This window comes from Maribacter hydrothermalis (assembly GCF_001913155.1).
Classification (GTDB): Bacteria; Bacteroidota; Bacteroidia; order Flavobacteriales; family Flavobacteriaceae; genus Maribacter; species Maribacter hydrothermalis.
Map to the genome: position 1 here is coordinate 2,032,002 of NZ_CP018760.1, position 22,842 is coordinate 2,054,843.

General features: G+C 34.5%; 26 protein-coding genes. 23 read left to right on the forward strand and 3 right to left on the reverse strand.

The annotated features are described in order from the left end of the window. The first annotated feature begins 177 nt into the window (after nt 1–177). The 22 genes from porW to BTR34_RS08755 all read left to right on the forward strand — a co-directional run bounded on the left by porW (nt 178) and on the right by BTR34_RS08755 (nt 18,915). Complete coding sequence (gene porW / locus BTR34_RS08650; protein WP_068480192.1) at nt 178–2,733, forward strand: type IX secretion system periplasmic lipoprotein PorW/SprE; 2,556 nt, start codon at nt 178–180, stop codon at nt 2,731–2,733. Between the two features lie 3 nt (nt 2,734–2,736). Beyond that, complete coding sequence (locus BTR34_RS08655) at nt 2,737–3,150, forward strand: bactofilin family protein (protein ID WP_068480194.1); 414 nt, start codon at nt 2,737–2,739, stop codon at nt 3,148–3,150. Continuing rightward, nucleotides 3,128–3,355, forward strand: coding sequence for an AtpZ/AtpI family protein (locus BTR34_RS08660; RefSeq protein WP_068480197.1), 228 nt, complete (start codon nt 3,128–3,130; stop codon nt 3,353–3,355). The genes BTR34_RS08655 and BTR34_RS08660 overlap by 23 nt, the downstream gene beginning before the upstream one ends. A gap of 6 nt (nt 3,356–3,361) precedes the next feature. After that, the gene (locus BTR34_RS19260; protein ID WP_394333945.1) at nt 3,362–3,754 is read left to right on the forward strand and encodes a DUF6168 family protein; all 393 of its coding nucleotides are present in this window, start codon (nt 3,362–3,364) and stop codon (nt 3,752–3,754) included. An 88-nt stretch (nt 3,755–3,842) separates the two neighbouring features. Next, nucleotides 3,843–5,018, forward strand: coding sequence for a F0F1 ATP synthase subunit A (atpB, locus tag BTR34_RS08670; RefSeq protein ID WP_068480203.1), 1,176 nt, complete (start codon nt 3,843–3,845; stop codon nt 5,016–5,018). Between the two features lie 39 nt (nt 5,019–5,057). Further along, on the forward strand, nt 5,058–5,246 hold the full coding sequence (atpE, locus tag BTR34_RS08675; protein ID WP_013993139.1) for an ATP synthase F0 subunit C: 189 nt from the start codon (nt 5,058–5,060) through the stop codon (nt 5,244–5,246). A gap of 90 nt (nt 5,247–5,336) precedes the next feature. Continuing rightward, a complete protein-coding gene (locus BTR34_RS08680; protein ID WP_068480206.1) occupies nt 5,337–5,837 on the forward strand; it encodes a F0F1 ATP synthase subunit B in 501 nt (166 codons plus the stop codon). An 8-nt stretch (nt 5,838–5,845) separates the two neighbouring features. Next, nucleotides 5,846–6,385 (forward strand): ATP synthase F1 subunit delta, encoded by a 540-nt coding sequence (gene atpH / locus BTR34_RS08685; RefSeq protein ID WP_068480209.1) that lies wholly within the window; start codon nt 5,846–5,848, stop codon nt 6,383–6,385. Nucleotides 6,386–6,445: 60 nt separating this feature from the next. Then, nucleotides 6,446–8,023 (forward strand): F0F1 ATP synthase subunit alpha, encoded by a 1,578-nt coding sequence (atpA, locus tag BTR34_RS08690; RefSeq protein WP_068480212.1) that lies wholly within the window; start codon nt 6,446–6,448, stop codon nt 8,021–8,023. Between the two features lie 24 nt (nt 8,024–8,047). Beyond that, nucleotides 8,048–8,386 carry a four helix bundle protein gene (locus BTR34_RS08695; RefSeq protein WP_068480215.1) on the forward strand — a complete coding sequence of 113 codons (339 nt, stop codon included), beginning with the start codon at nt 8,048–8,050 and terminating at the stop codon, nt 8,384–8,386. Nucleotides 8,387–8,416: 30 nt separating this feature from the next. Then, nucleotides 8,417–9,277 carry an ATP synthase F1 subunit gamma gene (gene atpG, locus BTR34_RS08700; protein ID WP_068480218.1) on the forward strand — a complete coding sequence of 287 codons (861 nt, stop codon included), beginning with the start codon at nt 8,417–8,419 and terminating at the stop codon, nt 9,275–9,277. A gap of 142 nt (nt 9,278–9,419) precedes the next feature. Continuing rightward, nucleotides 9,420–10,640, forward strand: a complete 1,221-nt coding sequence (locus BTR34_RS08705) for a TCR/Tet family MFS transporter (RefSeq protein WP_068480221.1) — start codon at nt 9,420–9,422, stop codon at nt 10,638–10,640. Between the two features lie 73 nt (nt 10,641–10,713). Further along, on the forward strand, nt 10,714–11,556 hold the full coding sequence (locus BTR34_RS08710) for an alpha/beta fold hydrolase (protein ID WP_068480224.1): 843 nt from the start codon (nt 10,714–10,716) through the stop codon (nt 11,554–11,556). Beyond that, the gene (locus BTR34_RS08715; RefSeq protein ID WP_068480227.1) at nt 11,556–12,050 is read left to right on the forward strand and encodes an RNA polymerase sigma factor; all 495 of its coding nucleotides are present in this window, start codon (nt 11,556–11,558) and stop codon (nt 12,048–12,050) included. The genes BTR34_RS08710 and BTR34_RS08715 overlap by 1 nt, the downstream gene beginning before the upstream one ends. After that, nucleotides 12,043–12,603, forward strand: a complete 561-nt coding sequence (locus BTR34_RS08720; RefSeq protein WP_068480236.1) for a hypothetical protein — start codon at nt 12,043–12,045, stop codon at nt 12,601–12,603. Before BTR34_RS08715 ends, BTR34_RS08720 begins: the two co-directional genes overlap by 8 nt. Nucleotides 12,604–12,752: 149 nt before the next feature. After that, nucleotides 12,753–13,124 carry a hypothetical protein gene (locus BTR34_RS08725; protein WP_157483720.1) on the forward strand — a complete coding sequence of 124 codons (372 nt, stop codon included), beginning with the start codon at nt 12,753–12,755 and terminating at the stop codon, nt 13,122–13,124. A gap of 51 nt (nt 13,125–13,175) precedes the next feature. Beyond that, nucleotides 13,176–14,636 carry a lipopolysaccharide biosynthesis protein gene (locus tag BTR34_RS08730; RefSeq protein WP_068480248.1) on the forward strand — a complete coding sequence of 487 codons (1,461 nt, stop codon included), beginning with the start codon at nt 13,176–13,178 and terminating at the stop codon, nt 14,634–14,636. Next, nucleotides 14,633–15,067 carry a dUTP diphosphatase gene (gene dut, locus BTR34_RS08735; protein ID WP_068480251.1) on the forward strand — a complete coding sequence of 145 codons (435 nt, stop codon included), beginning with the start codon at nt 14,633–14,635 and terminating at the stop codon, nt 15,065–15,067. Before BTR34_RS08730 ends, dut begins: the two co-directional genes overlap by 4 nt. Before the next feature lie 31 nt (nt 15,068–15,098). Continuing rightward, nucleotides 15,099–16,043: a hypothetical protein gene (locus BTR34_RS08740; protein WP_068480254.1), complete on the forward strand. Its 945-nt coding sequence runs from the start codon at nt 15,099–15,101 to the stop codon at nt 16,041–16,043. Nucleotides 16,044–16,073: 30 nt separating this feature from the next. After that, complete coding sequence (locus BTR34_RS08745; protein WP_235843147.1) at nt 16,074–16,829, forward strand: DUF4292 domain-containing protein; 756 nt, start codon at nt 16,074–16,076, stop codon at nt 16,827–16,829. A gap of 4 nt (nt 16,830–16,833) precedes the next feature. After that, entirely contained in the window at nt 16,834–18,057 is a 1,224-nt protein-coding gene (locus tag BTR34_RS08750) for a murein hydrolase activator EnvC family protein (RefSeq protein ID WP_068480260.1), read from the forward strand. 12 nt (nt 18,058–18,069) lie between these two features. Next, on the forward strand, nt 18,070–18,915 hold the full coding sequence (locus BTR34_RS08755; RefSeq protein WP_068480263.1) for an aldo/keto reductase: 846 nt from the start codon (nt 18,070–18,072) through the stop codon (nt 18,913–18,915). On the opposite strand, the gene BTR34_RS08760 is transcribed toward BTR34_RS08755, so the two are convergent. Both BTR34_RS08760 and BTR34_RS08765 read right to left on the reverse strand, forming a co-directional pair. After that, a complete protein-coding gene (locus BTR34_RS08760) occupies nt 18,905–19,420 on the reverse strand; it encodes an acyl-CoA thioesterase (RefSeq protein ID WP_068480266.1) in 516 nt (171 codons plus the stop codon). The genes BTR34_RS08755 and BTR34_RS08760 overlap by 11 nt on opposite strands. 60 nt (nt 19,421–19,480) lie before the next feature. Beyond that, complete coding sequence (locus BTR34_RS08765) at nt 19,481–20,443, reverse strand: HU domain-containing protein (protein WP_068480269.1); 963 nt, start codon at nt 20,441–20,443, stop codon at nt 19,481–19,483. 92 nt (nt 20,444–20,535) lie between these two features. On the opposite strand from BTR34_RS08765, the gene dprA reads away from it, so the two are divergent. Continuing rightward, entirely contained in the window at nt 20,536–21,654 is a 1,119-nt protein-coding gene (dprA, locus tag BTR34_RS08770) for a DNA-processing protein DprA (protein WP_068480272.1), read from the forward strand. A 181-nt stretch (nt 21,655–21,835) separates the two neighbouring features. Here the strand turns inward: dprA and trpS are convergent, their stop codons facing one another. Then, a complete protein-coding gene (trpS, locus tag BTR34_RS08775) occupies nt 21,836–22,804 on the reverse strand; it encodes a tryptophan--tRNA ligase (RefSeq protein ID WP_068480274.1) in 969 nt (322 codons plus the stop codon). Nucleotides 22,805–22,842 lie beyond the last annotated feature (38 nt).

Here is a 22,842-nt window from a genome sequence, read left to right on the forward strand (position 1 = left end):
AATTATTAAAAGAATTCTCGTCCATTCTAATTCAAAACAAACTATCTAGTCCGTAATAATCGGCCATAAAAGTTTATTTGTAATTTGAATATGGAAAAATAAAAACCTCCTTTACCGATAAACAGTATAATAATATGGTTGTTTTTAAGTTAATCATACATACGTAGATCAACTATTTTGAATCTTAGAAACAAACTTATTTTATCAGGTATTTTGGTGAGTATGCTGTTTAATGCATGTTCTACCAAAAAGGATGCCTTTATAAATCGTAAATGGCATGCCCTAAACACCAAATACAATACCTTGTATAATGGGGATATTGCATTTGAAGAAGGGCGCACAACTTTAAACGATACGTATCAAGACGATTATTTTGATGTATTACCGGTAGAACGGTTAGAAGTTAGTGGAGAAATAAAACTTGACTCGGAAGACAACAATCCTAATTTTCTTATTGCTGAAGAAAAAGCTACCAAGGCTATTCAACGCCATAGCATGGATATTAAGGATGAAGAAAGAAATCCTGAAATTGACGAAGCTTTTTTACTACTAGGAAAAGCGCGTTATTTTGACGAACGTTATATTCCTGCATTAGAATCATTCAACTATATCTTAAACAAATACTCAGAGAGCGATAAACTAAACGAAGCAAATATTTGGCGAGAGAAAGTTAATATTCGATTAGAAAATGAAGATTTGGCCATTAAGAACTTAAAACGTTTAATGAAGTTTGAAAGTTTAAAGGACCAAGAATATGCAGATGCAAGAGCTATGATGGCGCAAGCCTACATTAATTTAAAAGCACCTGATACTGCGGTTCAAAATCTAAAAATTGCATCGCATTACACAAAAAAAAATCCAGAAAAGGGTAGATATTATTATATAATAGGTCAGCTTTATAATCAACTGGGGCATAAAGACAGTGCTAACTATGCATTTGATAAAGTTGTGGAGTTAAACCGAAAGTCGCCAAGGGTTTATATGATCAATGCGAAAATTGAAAAATTAAAGAATACCCAAATTACTACGGAAAACAAGGAAGAGGTGTTGGAGTATTTGACTAAAATGGAGTTGAATAGGGAAAACAGACCCTTTTTAGATAATATTTATAGACAAGTTGCCGAGTTTCATTTAGAGCAAGAATCGGACAGCTTGGCTTTGGTGTATTTCAACAAATCGTTACGGGCTACTCAAGACAAACCAAAATTGAATGCATTGAATTATGAGAATTTAGCGGAATACAATTTTGATGAAAGTATTTATAAACCTGCAGGTGCATATTACGATAGTGTTTTGACGAACCTGGCAGATAACACCAAGAAATTTCGTGATATTAAAAAGAAACGAGACAATTTAGAGGATGTTATTAAATATGAAGATATCGTTCAATACGCCGACAGTGTCGTTACACTATACCAAATGCCCAAAGAAGAGCAATTGGCTTATTTTGGAAAACATATCGAAAACTTACAAAAAGAGAAAGAAGCAGCTCAGAAAAAAGAAAAAGACAGAATTACAGATGGGTTTGCTGCATTTAGTAAAAGTAAAGGCGGTAAAGAAAACAAAGGTAAATTCTATTTCTATAATATTACCAGCTTAGGTTATGGACAAAACGATTTTAAGAACCGTTGGGGAAATAGAGAATTAACCGATGATTGGCGTTGGTCAGATAAATCGGTCATTAATAGCGAAAATATTGCATTACAAAATGCAGCGGGAGCTAACGATAGTTTAAATGTTGTAAGTGAGGATGAAAAATTCTCTTTAGATTATTATATGGATCGCTTGCCAACTGATGTTGCTATTATTGATAGCTTAAAAACAGAACGTAATTTTGCCAATTATCAATTAGGATTAATATATAAGGAGAAATTTAATGAAAACCTTTTGGCTGCGGGTAAATTAGAAGATGTGCTGGCATCTAATGCTGAAGAGCGATTAATATTACCTTCAAAATACAATCTGTATAAGATTTATGAAGAAGTTGAAAGTCCGTTGAAAGAGGGTATGAAGGCAGATATTATAGCCAACCACGGCGACTCTAGGTATGCAGAGATTCTATTAAATCCGCAAGCGGTATTGGCTGATAATTCCGATAGTCCTGAAAAGAAATATGAAAGCTTATTTAAAAAATTTAATGACCAAGAGTTTTTACAAGTAATTACAGGTGCGGAAGAGAACATCAACAGGTTTACAGGAGACCCAATTGTACCAAAGTTTGAGATGTTAAAAGCTAATGCTATTGGTAGACTGCAAGGTTTTGAGCTTTTTAAAGAGGCACTAAATTATGTTGCACTTACATACCCTAATAATCCTGAGGGTAAAAAGGCAGAACAAATGGTTGCAGAGCAGTTGCCTAAATTAGAACCTAAAGAATTTTCTCCTGAGACGGATTCCAAGGGAACATCTAACTGGAAAGTAGTTTTTCCATTTAAAAGAAGTAATAATGAAAAGGCTTTAAAATTAATGGAGCTTTTAGCAAAATCAATTAAAGAGCTTAAATATAAAAATATAGTTTCTAAAGATATTTATAACCTAGAAGATCAATTTGTGGTCGTGCATGGTTTTAAATCTAAAGACTTTGCGCTAGGCTATGCTGAGCTTCTAAAAAACAATAAGGATTACCGTGTTGCTGATGAGAATTTTGTAGTTTTATCCGAGAACTATAAGATTATACAAGTACACAAAAATATAATCGATTATAGAAATACGCTTTTAACCCCAAAACCGTAAACAATGTTTTCAGACAGACAAAAACCTAAGGCTATGAATGAAATAGGAGGACAACCAAACAGAATTGAGAAGAACACCAAAATAAAAGGAGATATAATTTCAGAAGCTGATTTCCGTATTGATGGTAAGTTAGATGGTAATGTAAAAACTTCTGGAAAAGTTGTCATTGGTAAAGATGGTTACATTCATGGTAAAGTAGAATGTGTAAATGCAGATATAGAAGGTAGCTTTAATGGTGAACTCTTAGTGTCTGACCTATTATCCTTAAAAGCTTCGGCAGTAATTGAAGGTACCGTATCTGTAAATAAATTGGCCGTTGAACCAGGCGCTACATTTAATGCTTCTTGCACCATGGGTGGCGGTAAAGGCACCAATTTTAAATCAGCTAACAATAATGGAACCGCAAAAGCCTCCTAAAGACAATTCTGAACTTTTACGAACGGCGGCAAGCTTATCCGGTATTGCCATACAAATGGGTGCCACTATTTTTTTAGGTAATCTTTTAGGAGAATGGTTAGATCAAAAGTTCGAAAAAACATATTTAGAGGACACGGTTACATTACTTGCCGTATTTTTGTCCATATACTTGGTCATTAAAAAAGTAATGGCCTTAAATAAATAAGGACAATTGCTCAGAAAAATAATTACATATATAGTCGTGTTCCTTTTAGTAGGCACGACTTCTTTTTTTTTACACCAATTTTTTTTAGGGAATACAGCTGTTAATTTTATTCCTCTATTACAAAAAGCATACATTTTTCATTTTTTCTTTTCCCTTGTTTTGCTGATATTTTTTCAAATATTTTGTGAAGTAGACAAAATATTTCAACAATTAGGATTCATTTATATGGGAGTACTCGTATTTAAGATAATAGTATTTACAGCTATTTTTTATCCGCAGCTTTTAGGAGAAAATATGTTATCCCGCTATTATAGGGCTTCCCTATTAATTCCAGTTATTGTATTTTTGCCGCTTGAAGTAATTTTCATTTCAAAATTGATGCAAAGCAAAAAAGCTTAAATTTTAAAGCTCTAAAGTTGCGTAGATTAGGTTAATATTAACTACTTTTGCGCAAAATTTCAAGAGCTTAATTTTTGAAAAAGATATAATGAAGAAAGTTTTAGATACATTGAAAACGGCAGCACTACTTTTCGTATTATGTTTTTCCTTACAAGGATTTGCATCATCTGACAAGGACCAGACCCCTGCAGTAGATACTAAAGAGGAGGTAGATGCTTATATTTTACACCACATTAAAGACGCACACGACTTTCATTTATTTTCATACACATCTAATGGTGAGCGTAAGCATGTAGGTTTTCCTTTGCCTGTAATTGTTTGGTCAAGTAACGGCCTTGTAACTTTTATGTCTTCGGCTTTTCATCATGATGATGAGGGTAAGGTGGTTGTTGAGCGTAACGGATCTAGTTTTGTAAAGCTTCACAGTAAAATATATGAATTAGAAGCAGGTGCTTCTCAGGTTGAATTTGATGAAGCTCATCACCCAACAAATGCACATAAAGTATTGGATTTTTCTATTACTAAAAGTGTTATGGGAATTTTATTAGTGGGCTTATTTATGCTCATAGTTTTTGGTTCTTTGGCAAGACAGTATGCAGGTAAAAAGGTGCCAACAGGTTTTGGTAGAGTGTTAGAGCCATTGGTTATTTATGTTAGAGATGAAATTGCTTTACCGAATATTGGTGAAAAAAAATATAGGAAATTCACAGGTTACCTATTAACGGTTTTCTTTTTCATTTGGATATTGAACTTATTAGGTCTTACACCTTTTGGCTTTAATGTCACAGGGCAGTTAGCCGTAACAGCAGCTTTGGCAATTTTCACTTTAATTATCTATACCGTAAGTGGTAACAAAGATTATTGGATGCACATATTGTGGATGCCTGGAGTGCCTATATTAATTAGGCCTGTTTTGGCAATAATAGAATTAGCTGGTGCTTTCATTATTAAGCCATTCTCTTTATTGGTTCGTTTATTTGCAAACATTTCTGCAGGACATATTGTTGTAATGAGTTTAATTGCGATAATGTTTACTCTAAAAAATAGCTTAGGGGTTGTTGGTGCAACAGGACTTTCATTGGTCTTAGCATTTTTTATTACCCTTATTGAAGTCCTGGTGGCATTTTTACAAGCCTATATTTTTACAATGTTATCAGCTTTGTTTATAGGTATGGCAGTTGCAGAGCATGATCACGAACATGAGCATGATGCCCACGGTCATGAAGTTGTAGATGCAGAAGATGTAAGAGAAAATTTTATTTAACTCGAGTTTTTTTAATTTAATTATATAAATCAGTTTATTATGTACAATTTAATTGGAGCAGGTTTAATCGTAATCGGAGCAGGTATTGGTCTTGGTCAAATTGGTGGTAAGGCAATGGAAGGTATTGCTCGTCAACCAGAAGCGACAGGAAAAATTCAAACTGCGATGATTATCATCGCTGCACTTTTGGAAGGTTTGGCATTCGGTGCCTTGTTCTTAGGAAAATAAGAACGCAAAAACCAAAGAACATTCTCCTGTAACGGTTGGTTGCAGGAAATGTTTTTTAATTATTGATTTAGTAGTTTAAAAACAAAAAGTATGGAAACTTTATTGAACGATTTTTCACCAGGTTTGTTTGTTGTACAAACAATTCTATTACTAGGTTTAATTTTTTTATTGGTAAAATTTGCTTGGAAGCCAATTTTAACTTCATTGAATGAAAGAGAATCTGGAATAAAAGATGCATTGGCTGCAGCTGAGAAAGCACGTACTGATATGCAAAATTTACAAGCTGATAACGAGAAAATGCTTCAAGAAGCACGTTCTGAGCGTGAGGCGATGTTAAAAGAAGCTCGTGAAATCAAAGAAAAAATGATTTCTGATTCTAAGGAGCAGGCAAAATTAGAAGGGGATAAAATGTTGAAGCAGGCGCAAGTTGCTATTGAAAGCGAAAAGAAAGCGGCTGTTGCAGATATTAAAAACCAAGTGGCACAATTATCAGTAGCTATTGCAGAAAAAGTTATCAAAGAAGAATTATCTAATAACGATAAGCAATTGAAGTTGGTTGATTCATTGTTGAGCGATATAAAACTTAACTAAGGGAAATAATGAGCGAATCAAGAGCTGCATTACGTTACGCAAAGGCAATATTAGATATGGCCAAGGAAAACAAAGCCTTGGATGCTGTTGAAAAAGATATGCGTTCAATCGCCACTACTGTTTCTGATAGTAAAGAATTAAGAGATGTATTGGCAAATCCGGTTGTATCTGGTTCATTGAAAAAAAACGCCTTGCTTGAAATTTTTAAGGGTAGTCATTCAATTACAGAAGGTACTATTAATATGTTAGTGGACAACAAGCGTTTAGGAATGCTAAATGAAGTTGCTTTAAAATACATTATTCTTAACGAGCAATTAAAAGGTAAAGATGTAGCTTACGTTACAACTGCTGTACCGTTAGATGCTGCCATGGAGAAAAAAGTGTTAAAGCAAGTTGCTACCATAACAGGCAATGAGGTTACCATTGAGAATAAAATTGACGAAAGTATCATAGGTGGATTCATTCTAAGAGTAGGAGATTTACAATACGATGCTAGTATAGCTAACAAGTTAAGTAATATTAAAAGAGAATTTTCAAATAGTCTATAATAACAATATAAGGCCGCGGATGTTTACATCTAATGCCTAATATCTTATATCTAATTAAAAATGGCAGGAGTAAAAGCCGCTGAAGTATCAGCAATTTTAAAGAAACAATTATCAGGATTTGATGCTACCGCTACTTTAGACGAAGTAGGTACTGTATTACAAGTTGGTGATGGTATCGCAAGAATCTACGGATTAGCGAACGCGCAATACGGAGAATTAGTTGAGTTCGAAGGCGGACTTGAAGGTATCGTTCTAAACCTTGAAGAAGACAACGTTGGTGTGGTTCTTTTAGGACCTTCTAAATCAGTTGGTGAAGGTGATACGGTAAAACGTACACAGCGTATTGCTTCTGTAAAAGTTGGTGAAGGTATTGTTGGTCGTGTGGTAGATACTTTAGGAAACCCTATCGATGGTAAAGGACCTATTGCCGGCGATACTTATGAGATGCCATTAGAGCGTAAAGCTCCAGGGGTAATCTACAGAGAGCCTGTAACTGAGCCAATGCAATCTGGTATTAAAGCAATTGATGCAATGATTCCAGTTGGTAGAGGACAAAGAGAATTGGTTATTGGTGACCGTCAAACTGGTAAGACTACAGTTTGTATCGATACCATTCTAAATCAAAAAGAATTTTATGATGCTGGTGAGCCTGTTTACTGTATCTATGTTGCCATAGGTCAGAAAGCATCTACTGTTGCCGGTATCGCTCAAGTATTGGAAGATAAGGGAGCAATGGCATATACTACTATAGTAGCTGCTAATGCATCTGATCCTGCACCAATGCAAGTATATGCACCATTTACCGGAGCATCTATTGGAGAATATTTCCGTGATACAGGTCGTCCTGCATTAATTATATATGATGATTTATCTAAACAAGCGGTTGCTTACCGTGAGGTGTCTCTTTTGTTAAGAAGACCACCAGGACGTGAGGCGTACCCAGGTGACGTTTTCTACCTACACTCTAGATTATTGGAGCGTGCTGCAAAAGTTATCAATGATGATGATATCGCAAAAGAAATGAACGATTTGCCAGAGGTATTAAAGCCAATGGTAAAAGGCGGTGGTTCTTTAACGGCTTTGCCTATTATTGAAACACAAGCGGGTGACGTTTCTGCTTATATCCCAACTAACGTGATTTCTATTACTGACGGACAGATATTCTTAGAGCAAGATTTATTCAACCAAGGGGTTAGACCAGCAATTAACGTAGGTATTTCCGTATCTCGTGTTGGTGGTAACGCTCAGATTAAATCAATGAAGAAGGTTGCAGGTACATTGAAACTGGATCAAGCACAGTTCCGTGAATTGGAAGCGTTCGCTAAATTCGGTTCAGATTTAGATGCAGCTACCTTGAACGTTATTGAAAAAGGACGTAGAAACGTTGAAATATTAAAGCAAGCACAGAACGATCCTTATACGGTGGAAGATCAGGTTGCAATTATCTATGCAGGTTCTAAGAACTTGTTAAGAGATGTTCCAGTTGAGAAAGTAAAAGAATTTGAACGTGATTACTTAGAGTTTTTAAACGCTAAGCACAGAGATGTTCTTGATACATTGAAAGCTGGAAAACTTACAGACGAAGTTATTGATACATTAACAGCTGTTTGTAAAGACCTTTCTGCGAAATACAAATAAGTTACAAGTGCAGAGTGATTAGTTATGAGTAAGTTAAATGAAAGTCCTATTAGGATTAAGAGTTTTGATTTTGCTTGTAAAATTGTTTTGTACTGTGATACTTTAAAAGAGAATAAAGATTTTGAGCTTGCCTCTCAATTATTAAGAAGCGGAACAAGTATTGGAGCTAATACTAGAGAAGCACAACGAGGGGTTAGTAAAAAAGATTTTAAAAATAAGTTTGGAATTGCTCTAAAGGAGGCAGACGAGACCATGTATTGGTTGGAAATATTGGAAGCAACTGAAAGAAATGTACCAAAGGATATGAAAATTAAATGCGAAGAGTTAATTAGAATTTTAGTTTCAATTATTAAAAACTCATAACTCTTCATTCATAACTTTTAACTTGAACAAATGGCAAATTTAAAGGAAATACGGAATAGGATTTCATCGGTTTCATCAACGATGCAGATTACCAGTGCCATGAAAATGGTTTCTGCTGCAAAATTGAAGAAGGCACAAGATGCCATTACGGCAATGAGACCTTATGCCGATAAATTAACCGAATTACTTCAAAATTTAAGTGCTAGTTTAGAAGGTGATTCAGGTAGTGTATATGCAGATAATCGTATTGTAAAAAAAGTATTAATAGTATCTATAACTTCAAATAGAGGTCTTTGTGGTGCTTTTAACACGAACATTTTAAAACAATCGGTTCATCTTGCTGAAAACGTACATGCTGGTAAAGAAGTAGATTTTTTAGCGATTGGTAAAAAGGCAAATGACTTTTTAGGAAAACGTTTTAATGTTATTGCTAACCACAGTAAGGTTTATGATGATTTAACGTTTGATAATGTTTCTGAAATTGCAGAAAGTTTAATGCAACTTTTTACAGACGGGGCATACGATCGTATTGAAATTGTATATAACAAGTTTAAGAATGCAGCTACTCAAATCGTAATGACCGAGCAGTTTTTACCTATTGTTCCTTTAGAGGTTGAAGGTAATTCAAGTGCAGATTATACATTTGAACCTTCTAAAGTTGAAATTATTGAGCAATTGATTCCTAAGTCCTTAAAGACACAGTTATATAAAGGTATTAGAGATTCATTTGCAAGTGAACATGGTGCACGTATGACTGCTATGCACAAAGCAACAGATAACGCAACTGAAATGCGTGATCAATTGAAATTGACATATAACAAAGCAAGACAGGCTGCTATTACTAACGAGATTTTAGAGATTGTTGGTGGTGCAGAAGCATTAAATAATTAATTCTGCTTTTGACATTGATGATTTACGTATGCGTTGTCATTAAGAATTTAAAAATAGTATGATTTGAAAACCCCACCTGAAAGTGGGGTTTTTACTTTTAAAGTATTGAGATTCCTTTTTTTATCCGACTTTTGCCTTGACCATGAAAACCAAAAACACCGCATTACTTTTTATTTTTATTTCAATATTAGTCGATGTTATTGGTATAGGTATCATTCTTCCTATTATTCCCGATTTAATAATGGAGTTAACAGGAGAAGGTAATCACATGGCTATTATTTATGGAATGTGGTTGACCACTGCCTTTGCTGGGATGCAGTTCTTATTTTCTCCGATTTTAGGGGAAATATCAGATAGATTTGGTAGGAGACCTATATTGCTTCTTGCACTTTTAGGGTTAAGCATAGATTACTTAATACACGCTTGGGCACCAACAATAATTTGGCTTTTTATAGGACGTTTTTTGGCAGGAATTACCGGCGCTAGCTTCACCGTTGCATCGGCCTATATTGCAGATGTTAGTACCAAAGAAAACAAGGCTAAGAATTTCGGATTAATAGGTGCTGCATTCGGAATCGGATTTATAATCGGTCCTGGAATTGGTGGATTTTTTGGAGAAATCGATATTCGTTTGCCATTTTATATAGCGGCGGGCTTAACATTCACCAATTTTCTTTTTGGGTATTTCTTTGTTCCCGAGTCATTAACACCTGAGAATAGAAGACCAATTGTCTTTAAAAAGATGATTCCTGGGGTATCACTGTTCGCTTTGCGTAATTATAAAGGTATATTATTATTAATCTCGGCATTTTTCTTGGCCAATTTAGCTGGTCAGGCATTACCTTCTACTTGGTCTTATTACGGCATTGAACGTTATGATTGGAGCCCAAGGCAAATAGGATTATCTCTTATGGTCGTTGGGCTACTTGTTGCTATTGTACAGGGATTTTTAGTGGGTAAATTAGTTACTAAATTTGGAAAGCGAAAAGTCATTATTTACGGATTTCTATTATGGACCGTTGGTATGTTTCTATTTTCTTTCGCCACTGAACCTTGGATGCTGTATGCATTCTTAATTCCGTATGCTTTGGGTGGTATTGCCGGTCCTACGGTGCAAGGGGTAATCTCTAATCAAGTTTCTGAAAAAGAACAGGGAATTTTACAAGGTTCTATAACCGGATTGGTAAGTATTACGGCTATTTTGGGGCAGTTCATTTTTGCGCCCGTATTTTATTATTTTATTCGACCGGAGGCATCTATTTATTTTCCTGGTGCTCCATATGCCTTAGCGGCAGCATTTCTCTTAGCGGCTTTTATTTTAGCATTCACAGCTATAAAAAGAATGAATGTAGAGCCAGAATAAATTATTTTTCAATTCTTGATGTAACATTTTTTAATTCTTGAATCTAAAGGGTGAACAAACAAAAACTCTTACGATGAAAACAATTAAAACTTTATTATTCGGATTACTAATTATCTTCTCTCTTACAACAACTGCACAAGAAAAACCTTTTAAAGTAGATGTGAGAGGTGAAGGGAAACCAATACTCTTGTTTCCAGGATTTACCTGTACTGGTGAAGTTTGGGATACTACAATAGCTGAACTATCAAAAAATTACGAATGTCATGTATTTACTTTTGCGGGCTTCGGAGATGTTCCTGCTATTGAAAAACCATGGCTACCAAAGATTAAAGAAGGAGTTGTAAATTATATTTCAGAAAAAAAATTAGAGAATCCTGTTTTGCTTGGGCATAGTTTAGGTGGTGCGTTGGCTCTTTGGATGGCCACTGAAAGCGATTCATTTAAAGAACTTATTATTGTAGATGCCTTACCTTCAACTGGTGCGTTAATGATGCCAGATTTTAAAAGTGAGTATATGGTATACGATTCCCCCTATAATAAACAGACTTTAGCAATGAATGCTGTTGATTTTGATGCAATGGTTGGTCAGATGGCTAGTGGTATGGCCAAGGATAAACCATATCAGGAAAGAATTAAAAATTGGATGATCCAGGCAGATAGGGAAACGTATGTTTATGGCTATACAGATTTATTAAAACTTGATCTTCGTGAAGACCTTGCTAAAATAAAAATTCCTGTAACTATATTGGCGGCAACTGAACCCTACGGATTGGAAATGGCCAAGTCTACCTATGAAGCCCAGTACAAAGCCCTTTCAAAATATACAATAGAATTCGCATCTGGGTCATCTCATTTTATAATGTATGATCAACCACAATGGTTTATGGAGAATCTTAAAAATGCGTTGAACGACTAATGGGCTCTAAAGAAACTACATATCAGAAAATTTACGAAGAAAACTGTCCCAAAGTAATGCGGTTATGTTTAGGATATACGGCGGGTAACGAATCTCTTGCTAAAGACCTTGTTCAAGAAACTTTTATAAAGGTTTGGCAGAATTTAGAGGGATTTAGGAACGAAAGCGGATTTGGAACATGGATCTATCGTATTTGTGTAAATACCTGTTTAGCTGAATTACGAAAGGAGCGTAAAAAAGATAGAAAGCTTCAAATTGATGGGCTTCAGGTAAGTGATTCTAGCGAAAATCCTGCAGACAAAGAGGATATGTTAAATCAATTATATACGTGCATCAATAAATTAAGTAGCACCAATAAAGCTATAATTTTATTAGAACTAGAAGGAGTGCCACAACTGGAAATTTCAGAAATTATTGGAATAAAACATGAGGCGCTTCGTACAAGAATATATAGAATAAAACAACAACTTACTAAATGCGTTAACAATGAATAATTTTGAAGATTTACAAAACAAATGGCAGAGCCAATCTGGAGTTTCTGCGACCGAAGACGGATTTAAATCCCTTCTAAAAAGTGTAAAAGCCATAGAAAAAAAGCAAAAAACGGGGAATATAGTATTAACCCTTACAATTCTTATCTTAGTAGCTTTTCTCGTATATGTTTCTGGTTATGAAAATGTAACATTTTTACTGGGAATAGGATTAATGATAGGGAGTTTAGTTGCCAGAATAGGGCTAGAACTTTATAGCTTAAAAAAGCTTAGAAACATAGATTTCAGTAAGAATGCTAGAACTTTCAAAGTAGATTTGACCAAATATTATTCTTTAAGAAAATATACGCATTATCTACTTACACCGTTAGCTATTATAATTTATGCCGTTGGGTTTATTATTCTATTGCCTTTGTTTAAGGCATCTTTATCTTCTGGTTTTTATATATATATTCTAGTTTCTTCGGTCGTTTTTTTATTCGTATTCTCTGTGTTTATCTATAAACAGATAAAATTTGAACTCAATAAATTAAAAGAGTTAAATACTAAAGATTAATCGTTCACTAATAATTGCGATGTTAAATGACTATTTAAACCCATATTACTTCCTATCTTTATAAGAATAATATGGGTTTAATGAAATATATTACTAGCAGTTTTTTTGTATTACTACTTTTTTTGACAAGTTGTACTTCACAAAAAAAAATGCAAACAAAGACACCTTTTAAAATTGGTAATGCTACAAGTCAGCAATATATAGGCGGTAGAGAAGAAAGTAGGTCTGGCACTGAATTAAGAATACCGCTTTCGTTTTCTAACACTATTGAAATTAAAATAAATCATGTTTTTTTTAGGGGAAAAGAAGCCCAATCAGCTTTAGATACTTTAGAAAACGAAAAAGTGCTTGTTGTAAAAATGCCAAATGATTTAATAGAATCTTCAGAAGCAATAAATTTAAAATTGAAATTTGATGAGGCGGTGATAAGTTATAATGAAAATGGAGAAACGAAATATGCTAAAGTACAAGGCATAAAACAAAAACAACCATTAATTTATAAGAGTGCACCCAAAAACTAACTTTGTAACTAGACTTTTAATAGGTACTTTTATCGCCTGAATGTATAGTGCTTGAATCCTCTTAAAAAACTTTTTAAACAAACGGTAATCTATGGCTTGGCAACTGTCTTGCCAAGGATGATTTCATTTCTGTTGGTTCCTATCTATACTGATGTTATGGCACCTGGGAAATACGGTGAGATTACACTTATTTTTTCATGGTTTGCCATATTCAATGTCTTCTTGGCCTATGGAATGGAAACGGCATTTTTTCGATTCTATAAAGAGACCGATAATCGAAAGAAGGTGGTAACTACTTCTTTACTTTCTATAATTGGCTCTACTATAATTTTGGTGCTAATTGGTATTTTATTTAAAGAAAAATTATCCAATGCCTTAAATATAGATTTACCTTTCATGAACTACGTTTTAGGAATTCTAGCATTAGATGCTTTAGCTATTATTCCATTTGCATGGTTAAGAGCCAATGAAAAACCAATGCGATATGCTATTGTAAAGATTTTAAATGTTTCTCTTAATATAGGATTTACACTCTTTTTCTTAATCTTATTACCTAAAATAGCAAACGGGACAGCTACCGGATTTCTAAATTCTATTTATAAGCCAGATTACGAAATTCCTTATATTTTAATAGCTAATTTAATAGCAAGCGGTATTACTTTATTGTTAATGATAAGGGTGTATTTACGTAGGCCATATGTGTTCGATGCCGATTTATGGAAACGAATGGTAGCATATGCCATGCCGGTTATGGTGGCGGGAGTGGCCTTTACTATCAATGAGGTTTTTGATCGTTATTTACTATCGGAATTATTGCCCGAAGCTATTGCGAAAAGTGAAATGGGTAAGTATTCTGCATGTTATAAGTTGGCATTGTTCATGACCTTATTTGCTACAGCATTTAGAATGGGAATTGAACCTTTCTTTTTTAGTCACTCAGACACTAAAAATCCACAAAAGGCTTATGCTCAGATTACCAATTATTTTGTGGTCATGGGCAGTGTAATACTGTTGTCAGTAGTAGTTTTTTCTGATGTATTAAAAAAATTATTGGTTTTAAACGAAGCGTATTGGGAAGCTATGCCTATTGTTCCGATAATTGTTTTAGCCAGCTTTTTCTTGGGAATATATCATAATTTATCTGTTTGGTACAAAGTAACGGATAAAACAATATATGGGGCATATATATCTATGATAGGAGCTGTTGTAACTATAGTTATTAATTTTGTATTCATTCCATATTTTGGATATATGGCATCGGCTGTAGCAACAGTCTCTGCTTATGGTACTATGATGTTGTTGTCTTTTTATTTTGGACGTATGTATTATCCCATTCCATATAATTTCAGAAAAATTGGGTTTTATTTAATAGTGTCGATTTTGTTTTCTATTCTTTCATTTTACATTTTTGAAAGAAATTTATTTGTTGGAATCCCTCTTTTAGTACTATTCTTAGGTCTAGTATATAAACTAGAATTCGATAATCTTAAAAAATTATATTTAAACAGATGAACATAAAAATTATTAATAAGTCGGATCAAGATTTACCACATTACGAGACAAGTGCATCTGCAGGTATGGACTTAAGAGCTAACCTTAAAGAAGCTGTTACATTACAGCCTTTAGGAAGAGCAATTATACCAACCGGTCTTTTTATTGAGCTACCTGTTGGTATTGAAGCGCAGGTAAGACCAAGAAGTGGTCTTGCAGCAAAAAAAGGAGTAACCGTACTTAACGCTCCTGGCACAATTGATGCTGATTATAGAGGAGAAGTGGGCGTTATTTTGATAAATCTTGGTAGTGAAGATTTTGTAGTGGAGAACGGTGAACGTATTGCACAAATGGTCATTGCCAAACATGAACGTGCAGAATGGAACCTTGTCGATAACTTATCTGAAACAGCAAGAGGCGAAGGTGGTTTCGGTAGCACGGGTGTAAAGTAATTTTATCGATACTTGTTTATAAAAAATAAATATGAAGAAGTTAATCTTTTTGGCGTTTGCTTTCGGTGTTTTTATTTCACCGAAGGTTTCTTGTGCCCAAGAAGAAGAGGAAAGAATTATAGTTGAAGAAAGTTCAGAAGTCTTTTTAGAAGATTATTCGGATACTTTTCAAGAGAACTTTTTTGAAGGATTAAAACAAAAGGGAATTCGTAATTATGACCGCGCTATTTCTCATTTTTTGGAATGTAAACGACTGCAACCGGGGAATACGGTAGTTTCATTTGAATTGGCTAAATTTCATTTGTACGATAAGCAATTTATACTTGCACAGGAATATGCATTGGAAGCACTCAACGGCGAGCCTGAGAATTATTGGTATGCAGAAACCTTGGTCAATGTCATAGATGCCAAAAAATCCGTCATTGAAGAGGTAAAAGGAGAATTACCTTGGAGCAATGTTGAGCTTAGAAATAATTTGTCAGAAATCTATTTTCTAAATGCCAATTATATGACCGCAAAGTCATTGTTGAAGGGGATTAAAGTTTCTAAAAAACAAGAATACCTAGAAAGTAAGATAAATGACTCTATATCCAAGCAACAAAAGAAACTGCTACCTGTGTCAAAAACTGAAAGTGCGGTACCTTCTGAAGATTTAAAGAGTGTAGAAGGTTATAAAGCTAAGATTGAGGTTATGCTTACTACAGCTTCTGACAATGCTATTTTGCTTGAAACAACGGAGGAAGCCATGGAAAGTTTTCCTTCTCAGCCATATTTCTATTATGCCAATGGTGCTGCGCTAAATAGAGCTTTACAGCATAAAATTGCAATTGATATTTTAGAAACAGCTTTAGATTATCTAATTGAGGATGCACCTTTAGAAAATGCTATTTATAAAGAATTGGCAAATGCATATACCGCCACTAATAATACCTCTAAAGCAAATATGTACCTTAGTAAAATTAAATCAGGTTTTTAGATGATAAAGTTTTTTAAAAGTACTAATCTCATGAAGTCTTTATTGATACTGTGTATAGTATTTATGGCTTCATGTAAAAGCACAAAGGTCGTTTCCGGTGGCTCTGTTGATGATAAATTACCTGCAAAATCTGTAATTAGAGCGCATTATCAGAACGAAACTAAATTTAAATCGTTAAGTGGAAAAGTTAGAATCAGTTATTCTGACGGAGATAACGCTCAAAATGTTTCTGTTAGCTTACGAATGGAAAAAGACAAAGCTATTTGGATGAGTGCTCCGTTGGGAATCGTAAAGGCCTATATTACTCCTGATAGGGTTTCTTTTTATAACAAATTAGAAAATGAATATTTTGATGGGGACTTTTCCTATTTAAGTGATTTATTAGGTACTGATGTGGATTTTTCAATTTTACAAAATCTGTTAACAGGACAAGCAATTGTAGATTTAAGAGAAGAAAAATATGGGATTGATATTTCTGAAGATACCTATAGATTAACCCCTAAAATGCAAGAAGTATTATATAAAACCTTATTCAGTATTGAACCTAAGAATTTTAAAATGGCCTTGCAGCAAATTGCTCAACCTCTAGAAAAAAGGTTATTGGAGATTTCTTATAAGAATTATCAAAAAATAGATAATGAGATTTTACCTAACGAAATAATAATTAGGGCCATTACAAAGGATAGTGAGAATATTATTGAATTGGAATTCAGGAATATTGAATTAAACGGTGCGGTAAATTTTCCATATTCCATACCAAAAGGATATAAAGAAATAGAGTTATAAGCAGATGCGGGTTAAACTTAAATATTGCCTACTGTTTTTATTGTTGGTTACCGCTATGGCCAGTTTCGGCCAAACTAGTGAGCAAAAAGCCTTAGAGGAAAAACGTGAACAGCTTCAATCAGAGATTCGAGATATAAATCGTTTGCTATTTGCAGAAAAGAAAGAAAAAGGAAATGTTTTGGATCAAATGGAAGCGCTTGATAAGAAAATTACCGTACGCCAACAATTAATACGTGTAACCAATCAGCAATCCAATTTACTAAATAGACAAATTAATACCAATATTAGAAATATTGGTAAACTGAAAACTGAACTGCAAGAGGTTAAAGATGAGTATGCCCAAATGATTCAGAGGTCATATCAGAACAAATCCAAACAAAATAGACTAATGTTCTTGTTGTCTTCTGAAAGTTTCTTTCAAGCCTTTAAAAGACTTCAGTATATGAAACAGTATACGGAGTATAGAAAGGAGCAGGGAATGGAAATTTTGGCAAAAACAGAACAACTTTCTCGATTAAATGCCGATTTAAATGAAGAGCGTAAAGTGAAAGAGGTCTTATTGGCCCAAAATAAAAAAGCTAAAGATGAATTGTTTGGTGAAATTCAAACACAAAAGGCATTGTTAGGTACTATTAGAAAAAATGAAAGTAAATATGCTTCTGCTATAGATACCAAAAAGAAAGAAGCGCGAAAGATTGACCAACAAATTGAAGCTTTGATTAGAAGTGCTATTGCAGCATCGAATAAAAAGTCGGGCAGTACAACAAAAAATACGAGCAAATTTGTTCTAACTCCCGAGGCCACTATCATTGCCAATAATTTTTCGTCTAATAAAGGGAAACTCATTTGGCCAGTTGAAAAAGGAATTAAAAGTCAAGGATTTGGAGTTTACAGCGACCCTGTTTACCCAGGAATTAAACATCAAAGTAACGGAGTAATTATAGCGACGGACGAAGGTTCAAAAGCACGAGCCATTTTTGAAGGGGAGGTCATTGCTATTTTGGCGGTACCTGGTGGAAATAAAGGTGTGCAAATTAAGCATGGTAATTTTATTAGTACGTATTACAATTTAGCGGATTTATATGTTAAAAAGGGTGATAAAGTCACTAGTAAAGAGGAACTTGGCACTATTTATACCAATCGGAATAATGGGCAGACCCGTCTTAAATTCTATCTTTATCAAGACACATCTCGTTTAAACCCAGAGGAATGGGTATACAGACTCTAATAGAATTAAATTATGAATACTAGACCAATTATAACAGATATTAAGGGAAGTTTTGAACTGAGAAATGGTGTAAAAATGCCTTATCTAGGTTTAGGTACGTACCAGTCAGATAATGACCAAGAAGTCGTTGATGCTGTTAAAAATGCACTAAAATTAGGGTACCGACATATAGATACCGCTGCGGCTTATAAAAATGAAGAGGGTGTAGGTAAGGGCATACGTGAAAGCGGAGTAGATAGAAGTGAAATTTTCCTGGTTACCAAAGTTTGGAATGCCGATCAAGGCTATGAAGAAACACTAAAAGCTTTTAACGCTAGTTTAGAACGTTTGGGTGTTGATTATTTGGATTTATATCTTATTCATTGGCCGGTTGCAGGTAAATACAAAGAAACATGGAGGGCTTTAGAGTATCTATACGCTCAAAAGAAAATCAGGGCAATAGGAGTTAGTAATTTTCTTAAACATCATTTAGAAGATGTTATGAACGATTGTACTGTGGTTCCTATGGTAAATCAGATGGAGTTTCATCCGTTTTTGGTACAACAGGACCTAATCGATTTTTGTGCCGATAATGGAATTCAATACGAGTCTTGGTCTCCTTTTATGCAGGGCAAGGTTTTTGCGTTGGATATTTGTGCAGACTTGGCCAAAAAGTACGGTAAGAGCGTAGCACAGATTATTTTACGTTATAATCTACAAAAAGGAATTGTCGCTATTCCAAAATCTGTACATGCAAAACGAATTGCGTCTAATGCCGATATTTTTGACTTTGAACTATCTAATGAGGATTTGCAATTTCTAGATAATTTAGAAACAGGTGAACGTTCAGGTCCAGATCCCGATAATTTTAATTTTTAATAAACAGGGCTTTTAATTCAGTGGCATTTTCAGGCTTCATTTTACCAGCTAAAACCAAACTAAGCTGTTTTCTTCTTAAGGCACCTTCATAACGGGATATTTCTAATTTGGTTTCAGGTAAAAGTTCTGGTACTTCTGTGGGCTTTCCCGTTTCATCCACGGCCACAAAGGTATAAATAGCCTCATTGGCTTTTGTTTTCTTACCGTTGTAACGGTCTTCTATCCAAACATCAATATAAACTTCCATAGAGGTGTTATAGGCCCTGGAAACTGCTGCTTCAACTGTTACCACACTACCTAACGGAATTGCTAAATTGAAAGCAACATGATTTACAGATGCGGTAACCGTAATTCTACGACTATGCCTACCAGCGGCAATACTAGCGGCACGATCCATACGGGCCAATAGTTCCCCTCCAAATAAGTTTTGAAGTGCATTGGTTTCACTAGGTAAAACCATATCAGTCATTGTAGTTCTAGATGCTGAAGGTGTTTTAGCTTCCATTTATTGATAATTTTCCGCAAAGATACGGGCAACAATGGGAGTTATAAAATGTGTTAGGATTTATTTTTTAGATAATAACCAAGCGTCTTTAGACTCGGTAAGCTTTATTTCCCTTAATGCTTTTAAAGCTTCCGAAGCATTAGTATAGCTTTCATAAGTAACCATATGAAGTCCATAGGCATTGGTTCCGTAATACCCTGCATTGAAACCGTTTGCTTTAAGCGCTTCTATTTTGCGATCTGCATTTGCTTTAACTCTAAATGCACCGGCAACAATATAATGCATTTCACCTTTTTCCATTGTAGGTAATGTTGTGGTCGTTGCCTCAACAGTAACCGTTGGTAGTTCTAATGGTGATAAATCAAAAAATGTAGCTTCCTGTATTTGTTTGGTTACATATTCTTGAGCATCTTGTCTAGCAACTTGCTCATTAGTACGTTGCTGCTGAAAAACACGGTAACCGGTAACTCCTGTAGAAAAGGCCAACATTAAAATGGCAGCATATTTTAAATAAGGTCTCAAACCTCTTGTTTCTCTTCGTTCTGGGCTTATTACAAATGGAATGTGTTCCTCTAATTGAACTACTTCTTCTTTTAAAATTTCTCTTGTAACAGGAATTGAATTAAAATTCGATAATCCAAAAGAAGAGGTCAAATAGTTTGGTTCTGTAGCTGGTTGAAACAATATCTTATCTTCATTGTTTCGTATTAATGAACCTATGTTTTTTAAATTTAAAGATGTTTCTTGAAGTAAAATGTTTTGCCAAATTTTTACTTGTTCCTCAATGGAAGACAGGGCAGATTCAAATGAAACTTTTTCTGATTCCGATACATAGGTTACTAATAAACCATCATTGGAAATTAGTTGCCTATTAAAGGCAATAGATTTATTAGGTGCACTAAAAGTATTGGTCACATGATTAATTTTAGCCGAATTCTTTTGCGTAAGAAATGCGCCAAAACCAGGAACAACCACACAGTTGTACCTATACAATAAATCGCTTATATAGTGTTCTAATACCATTGTTGCGCAAATATGAAAAAAATAACGGGGTATAAAAACCTCTAGCGTAACTTTTTATTAACATATTTTTTCACCTATTTTGTAGACAATAAATGAAAACGACACAACACACTGCCGATGAACTCATTGCAATTCTTAGATTGCAACATGTTCCTAATATTGGAGATATTTTAGCGAAGAAATTAATTTCACATTGCGGTAGTCCCTTAGCAATTTTTGAAGATAAGCAGCGAAATCTATTAAAAATTGATGGAATTGGAACCCATACCATAAAACATTTATTTGATACGGAACATTTAGAAGCTGCCCAGGCTGAATACAATTACATTATAAAAAATGATATTGAATGTGCTTACTTTCTGGACTCTTCGTACCCTAATTATCTAAAACATTGTATAGATGGACCTATTCTGCTTTTTAAGAAAGGAAATATAGATTTAAGTAATAGAAAAATAATTAGCGTTGTAGGTACCCGTAATATTACAAGCTATGGTGCCGCTTTTTGTGAAAAATTTATTGAGGATATTGCTCCTTTGAATCCTATTATAATTAGTGGGTTTGCCTACGGTGTAGATATTTGCATTCAAAAAGAGGCCATTAAGCATGGTTTGCAAACGATAGGGTGTTTGGCGCATGGGTTGAATCAAATATACCCAAAGGTACACGCTAAGTACCAAGCTGATGTTTTAAAAAATGGAGGATTTTACACAGAGTTTTGGAGCACAAGCAATCCTGAACGCGAAAATTTCTTAAAACGAAACCGCATAATTGCCGGTGTTAGTGAAGCTACGGTTGTGGTAGAGTCTGCCGAAAAAGGAGGCAGTTTAGTGACTGCAGATATAGCTAATAGTTACAATAGAGATGTTTTTGCAGTACCAGGTAGAACAACGGATAAATATAGTCTGGGTTGTAATAATCTAATAAAGCAACAAAAGGCGCATGTAATGACCTCAGCGGCAGATTTAATTTATTTGTTAGATTGGGATATTGAGCAAAAAGCAAGTAAGAACATACAAAAGCAATTGTTTATAGAATTAAGCGAGACCGAACAAGGAATTTATAACTACCTACAAAATAACGGAAAACAATTATTAGACAGTATTGCGCTTGATTGCAAACTACCTATTTTTAAGACTTCTTCTACCTTATTAAATATGGAAATGAAGGGTGTTATACGGCCTTTACCGGGAAAATTGTTTGAGGTGATTTAGGTTTTTACAAACCACTCGGTTTGTTTTATAATTATTTCTAAAGGCCTAATCCTCATAATGGTAGTTCAACGAGATAAGCTCAATCGAAATCGATAATTTTAAATATAGTAGGTATGACATTAATACATAAAACCGACCAATAAGTCGGTTTTACGTATTTGTAGTTTTATAAGGAACTTCTTTAATATCCTAACTTTTCACGAACTCTTTCTAGCACTCCGTCAGCTACTTTTCTTGCTTTTTCGGCACCTAAAGCTAGTGCATCATCTAGTTCATTTAAGTTGTTCATATAATAGTTGAACTTTTCACGAGGCCCTTCAAACTTATTTACTATTACTTCATAAAGTGCTTGTTTGGCATGACCATACCCATAATTTCCAGCCAAGTAGTTTGCGCTCATTTCTTCTATTTGAGGTTGTGAAGCCAATATTTTGTAAAGCGCGAATACATTATCATTTGTTGGGTCTTTCGGGTCCTCCATTGGCGTACTATCGGTTTGTATACCCATAATTTGCTTGCGTAATTGCTTATCGGTCTGGAAAATACTGATTAAATTTCCTTTACTCTTACTCATTTTGGCTCCATCGGTACCTGGTATGTACATGGTTTCTTCTTGAACTTTTCCTTCTGGCAAAACAAAAGTTTCTCCTAATTGCGCATGAAAACGGGAAGCCACATCGCGTGTCATTTCTATATGTTGCATTTGGTCTTTTCCCACAGGTACAATATTGGCATCATATAACAATATATCAGCTGCCATTAACATTGGGTAAGTAAACAATCCAGCATTTACATCATCCAATCTATCGGCTTTATCTTTGAAAGAATGTGCAAGTGTTAATCGTTGATACGGAAAAAAACAACTTAGATACCAAGATAACTCTGCCGTTTGTGGAACATCGCTTTGTCTATAAAAAACAGTATTCTCAATATCTAATCCAAAAGCAAGCCAAGTTGCAGCAACAGCATAAGTGTTATGGCGTAATTCTTTGCCATTCTTTATTTGCGTAAGCGAATGCATATCTGCTATAAACAAAAAAGATTCGTTTTTAGGATTATTTGCCATTTCAATTGCAGGCTTAATTGCACCAAGTATATTTCCTAAATGCGGTGTTCCTGTACTTTGAATACCAGTTAAAATTCTTGCCATTTGTTTATTTTCTAAGAAAGCAAAGGTAAAACAAATAC

Excerpts from the sequence above, each read along its gene's own strand:
- atpE (WP_013993139.1), top strand. The coding sequence starts at position 5,058 with ATGTACAATTTAATTGGAGCAGGTTTAATCGTAATCGGAGCAGGTATT.
- dut (WP_068480251.1), top strand. The coding sequence starts at position 14,633 with ATGAACATAAAAATTATTAATAAGTCGGATCAAGATTTACCACATTAC.
- BTR34_RS08695 (WP_068480215.1), top strand. The coding sequence starts at position 8,048 with ATGAGTAAGTTAAATGAAAGTCCTATTAGGATTAAGAGTTTTGATTTT.
- BTR34_RS08755 (WP_068480263.1), top strand. The coding sequence starts at position 18,070 with ATGAATACTAGACCAATTATAACAGATATTAAGGGAAGTTTTGAACTG.
- BTR34_RS08765 (WP_068480269.1), bottom strand. The coding sequence starts at position 20,443 with ATGGTATTAGAACACTATATAAGCGATTTATTGTATAGGTACAACTGT.
- BTR34_RS08750 (WP_068480260.1), top strand. The coding sequence starts at position 16,834 with ATGCGGGTTAAACTTAAATATTGCCTACTGTTTTTATTGTTGGTTACC.
- atpA (WP_068480212.1), top strand. The coding sequence starts at position 6,446 with ATGGCAGGAGTAAAAGCCGCTGAAGTATCAGCAATTTTAAAGAAACAA.
- BTR34_RS08710 (WP_068480224.1), top strand. The coding sequence starts at position 10,714 with ATGAAAACAATTAAAACTTTATTATTCGGATTACTAATTATCTTCTCT.
- dprA (WP_068480272.1), top strand. The coding sequence starts at position 20,536 with ATGAAAACGACACAACACACTGCCGATGAACTCATTGCAATTCTTAGA.
- BTR34_RS08655 (WP_068480194.1), top strand. The coding sequence starts at position 2,737 with ATGTTTTCAGACAGACAAAAACCTAAGGCTATGAATGAAATAGGAGGA.
- atpB (WP_068480203.1), top strand. The coding sequence starts at position 3,843 with ATGAAGAAAGTTTTAGATACATTGAAAACGGCAGCACTACTTTTCGTA.
- BTR34_RS08720 (WP_068480236.1), top strand. The coding sequence starts at position 12,043 with ATGAATAATTTTGAAGATTTACAAAACAAATGGCAGAGCCAATCTGGA.
- BTR34_RS08715 (WP_068480227.1), top strand. The coding sequence starts at position 11,556 with ATGGGCTCTAAAGAAACTACATATCAGAAAATTTACGAAGAAAACTGT.
- BTR34_RS08725 (WP_157483720.1), top strand. The coding sequence starts at position 12,753 with ATGCAAACAAAGACACCTTTTAAAATTGGTAATGCTACAAGTCAGCAA.
- BTR34_RS08705 (WP_068480221.1), top strand. The coding sequence starts at position 9,420 with ATGAAAACCAAAAACACCGCATTACTTTTTATTTTTATTTCAATATTA.
- BTR34_RS08745 (WP_235843147.1), top strand. The coding sequence starts at position 16,074 with ATGAAGTCTTTATTGATACTGTGTATAGTATTTATGGCTTCATGTAAA.
- trpS (WP_068480274.1), bottom strand. The coding sequence starts at position 22,804 with ATGGCAAGAATTTTAACTGGTATTCAAAGTACAGGAACACCGCATTTA.
- BTR34_RS08680 (WP_068480206.1), top strand. The coding sequence starts at position 5,337 with ATGGAAACTTTATTGAACGATTTTTCACCAGGTTTGTTTGTTGTACAA.
- BTR34_RS08660 (WP_068480197.1), top strand. The coding sequence starts at position 3,128 with ATGGAACCGCAAAAGCCTCCTAAAGACAATTCTGAACTTTTACGAACG.
- atpH (WP_068480209.1), top strand. The coding sequence starts at position 5,846 with ATGAGCGAATCAAGAGCTGCATTACGTTACGCAAAGGCAATATTAGAT.
- BTR34_RS08740 (WP_068480254.1), top strand. The coding sequence starts at position 15,099 with ATGAAGAAGTTAATCTTTTTGGCGTTTGCTTTCGGTGTTTTTATTTCA.
- BTR34_RS08760 (WP_068480266.1), bottom strand. The coding sequence starts at position 19,420 with ATGGAAGCTAAAACACCTTCAGCATCTAGAACTACAATGACTGATATG.
- atpG (WP_068480218.1), top strand. The coding sequence starts at position 8,417 with ATGGCAAATTTAAAGGAAATACGGAATAGGATTTCATCGGTTTCATCA.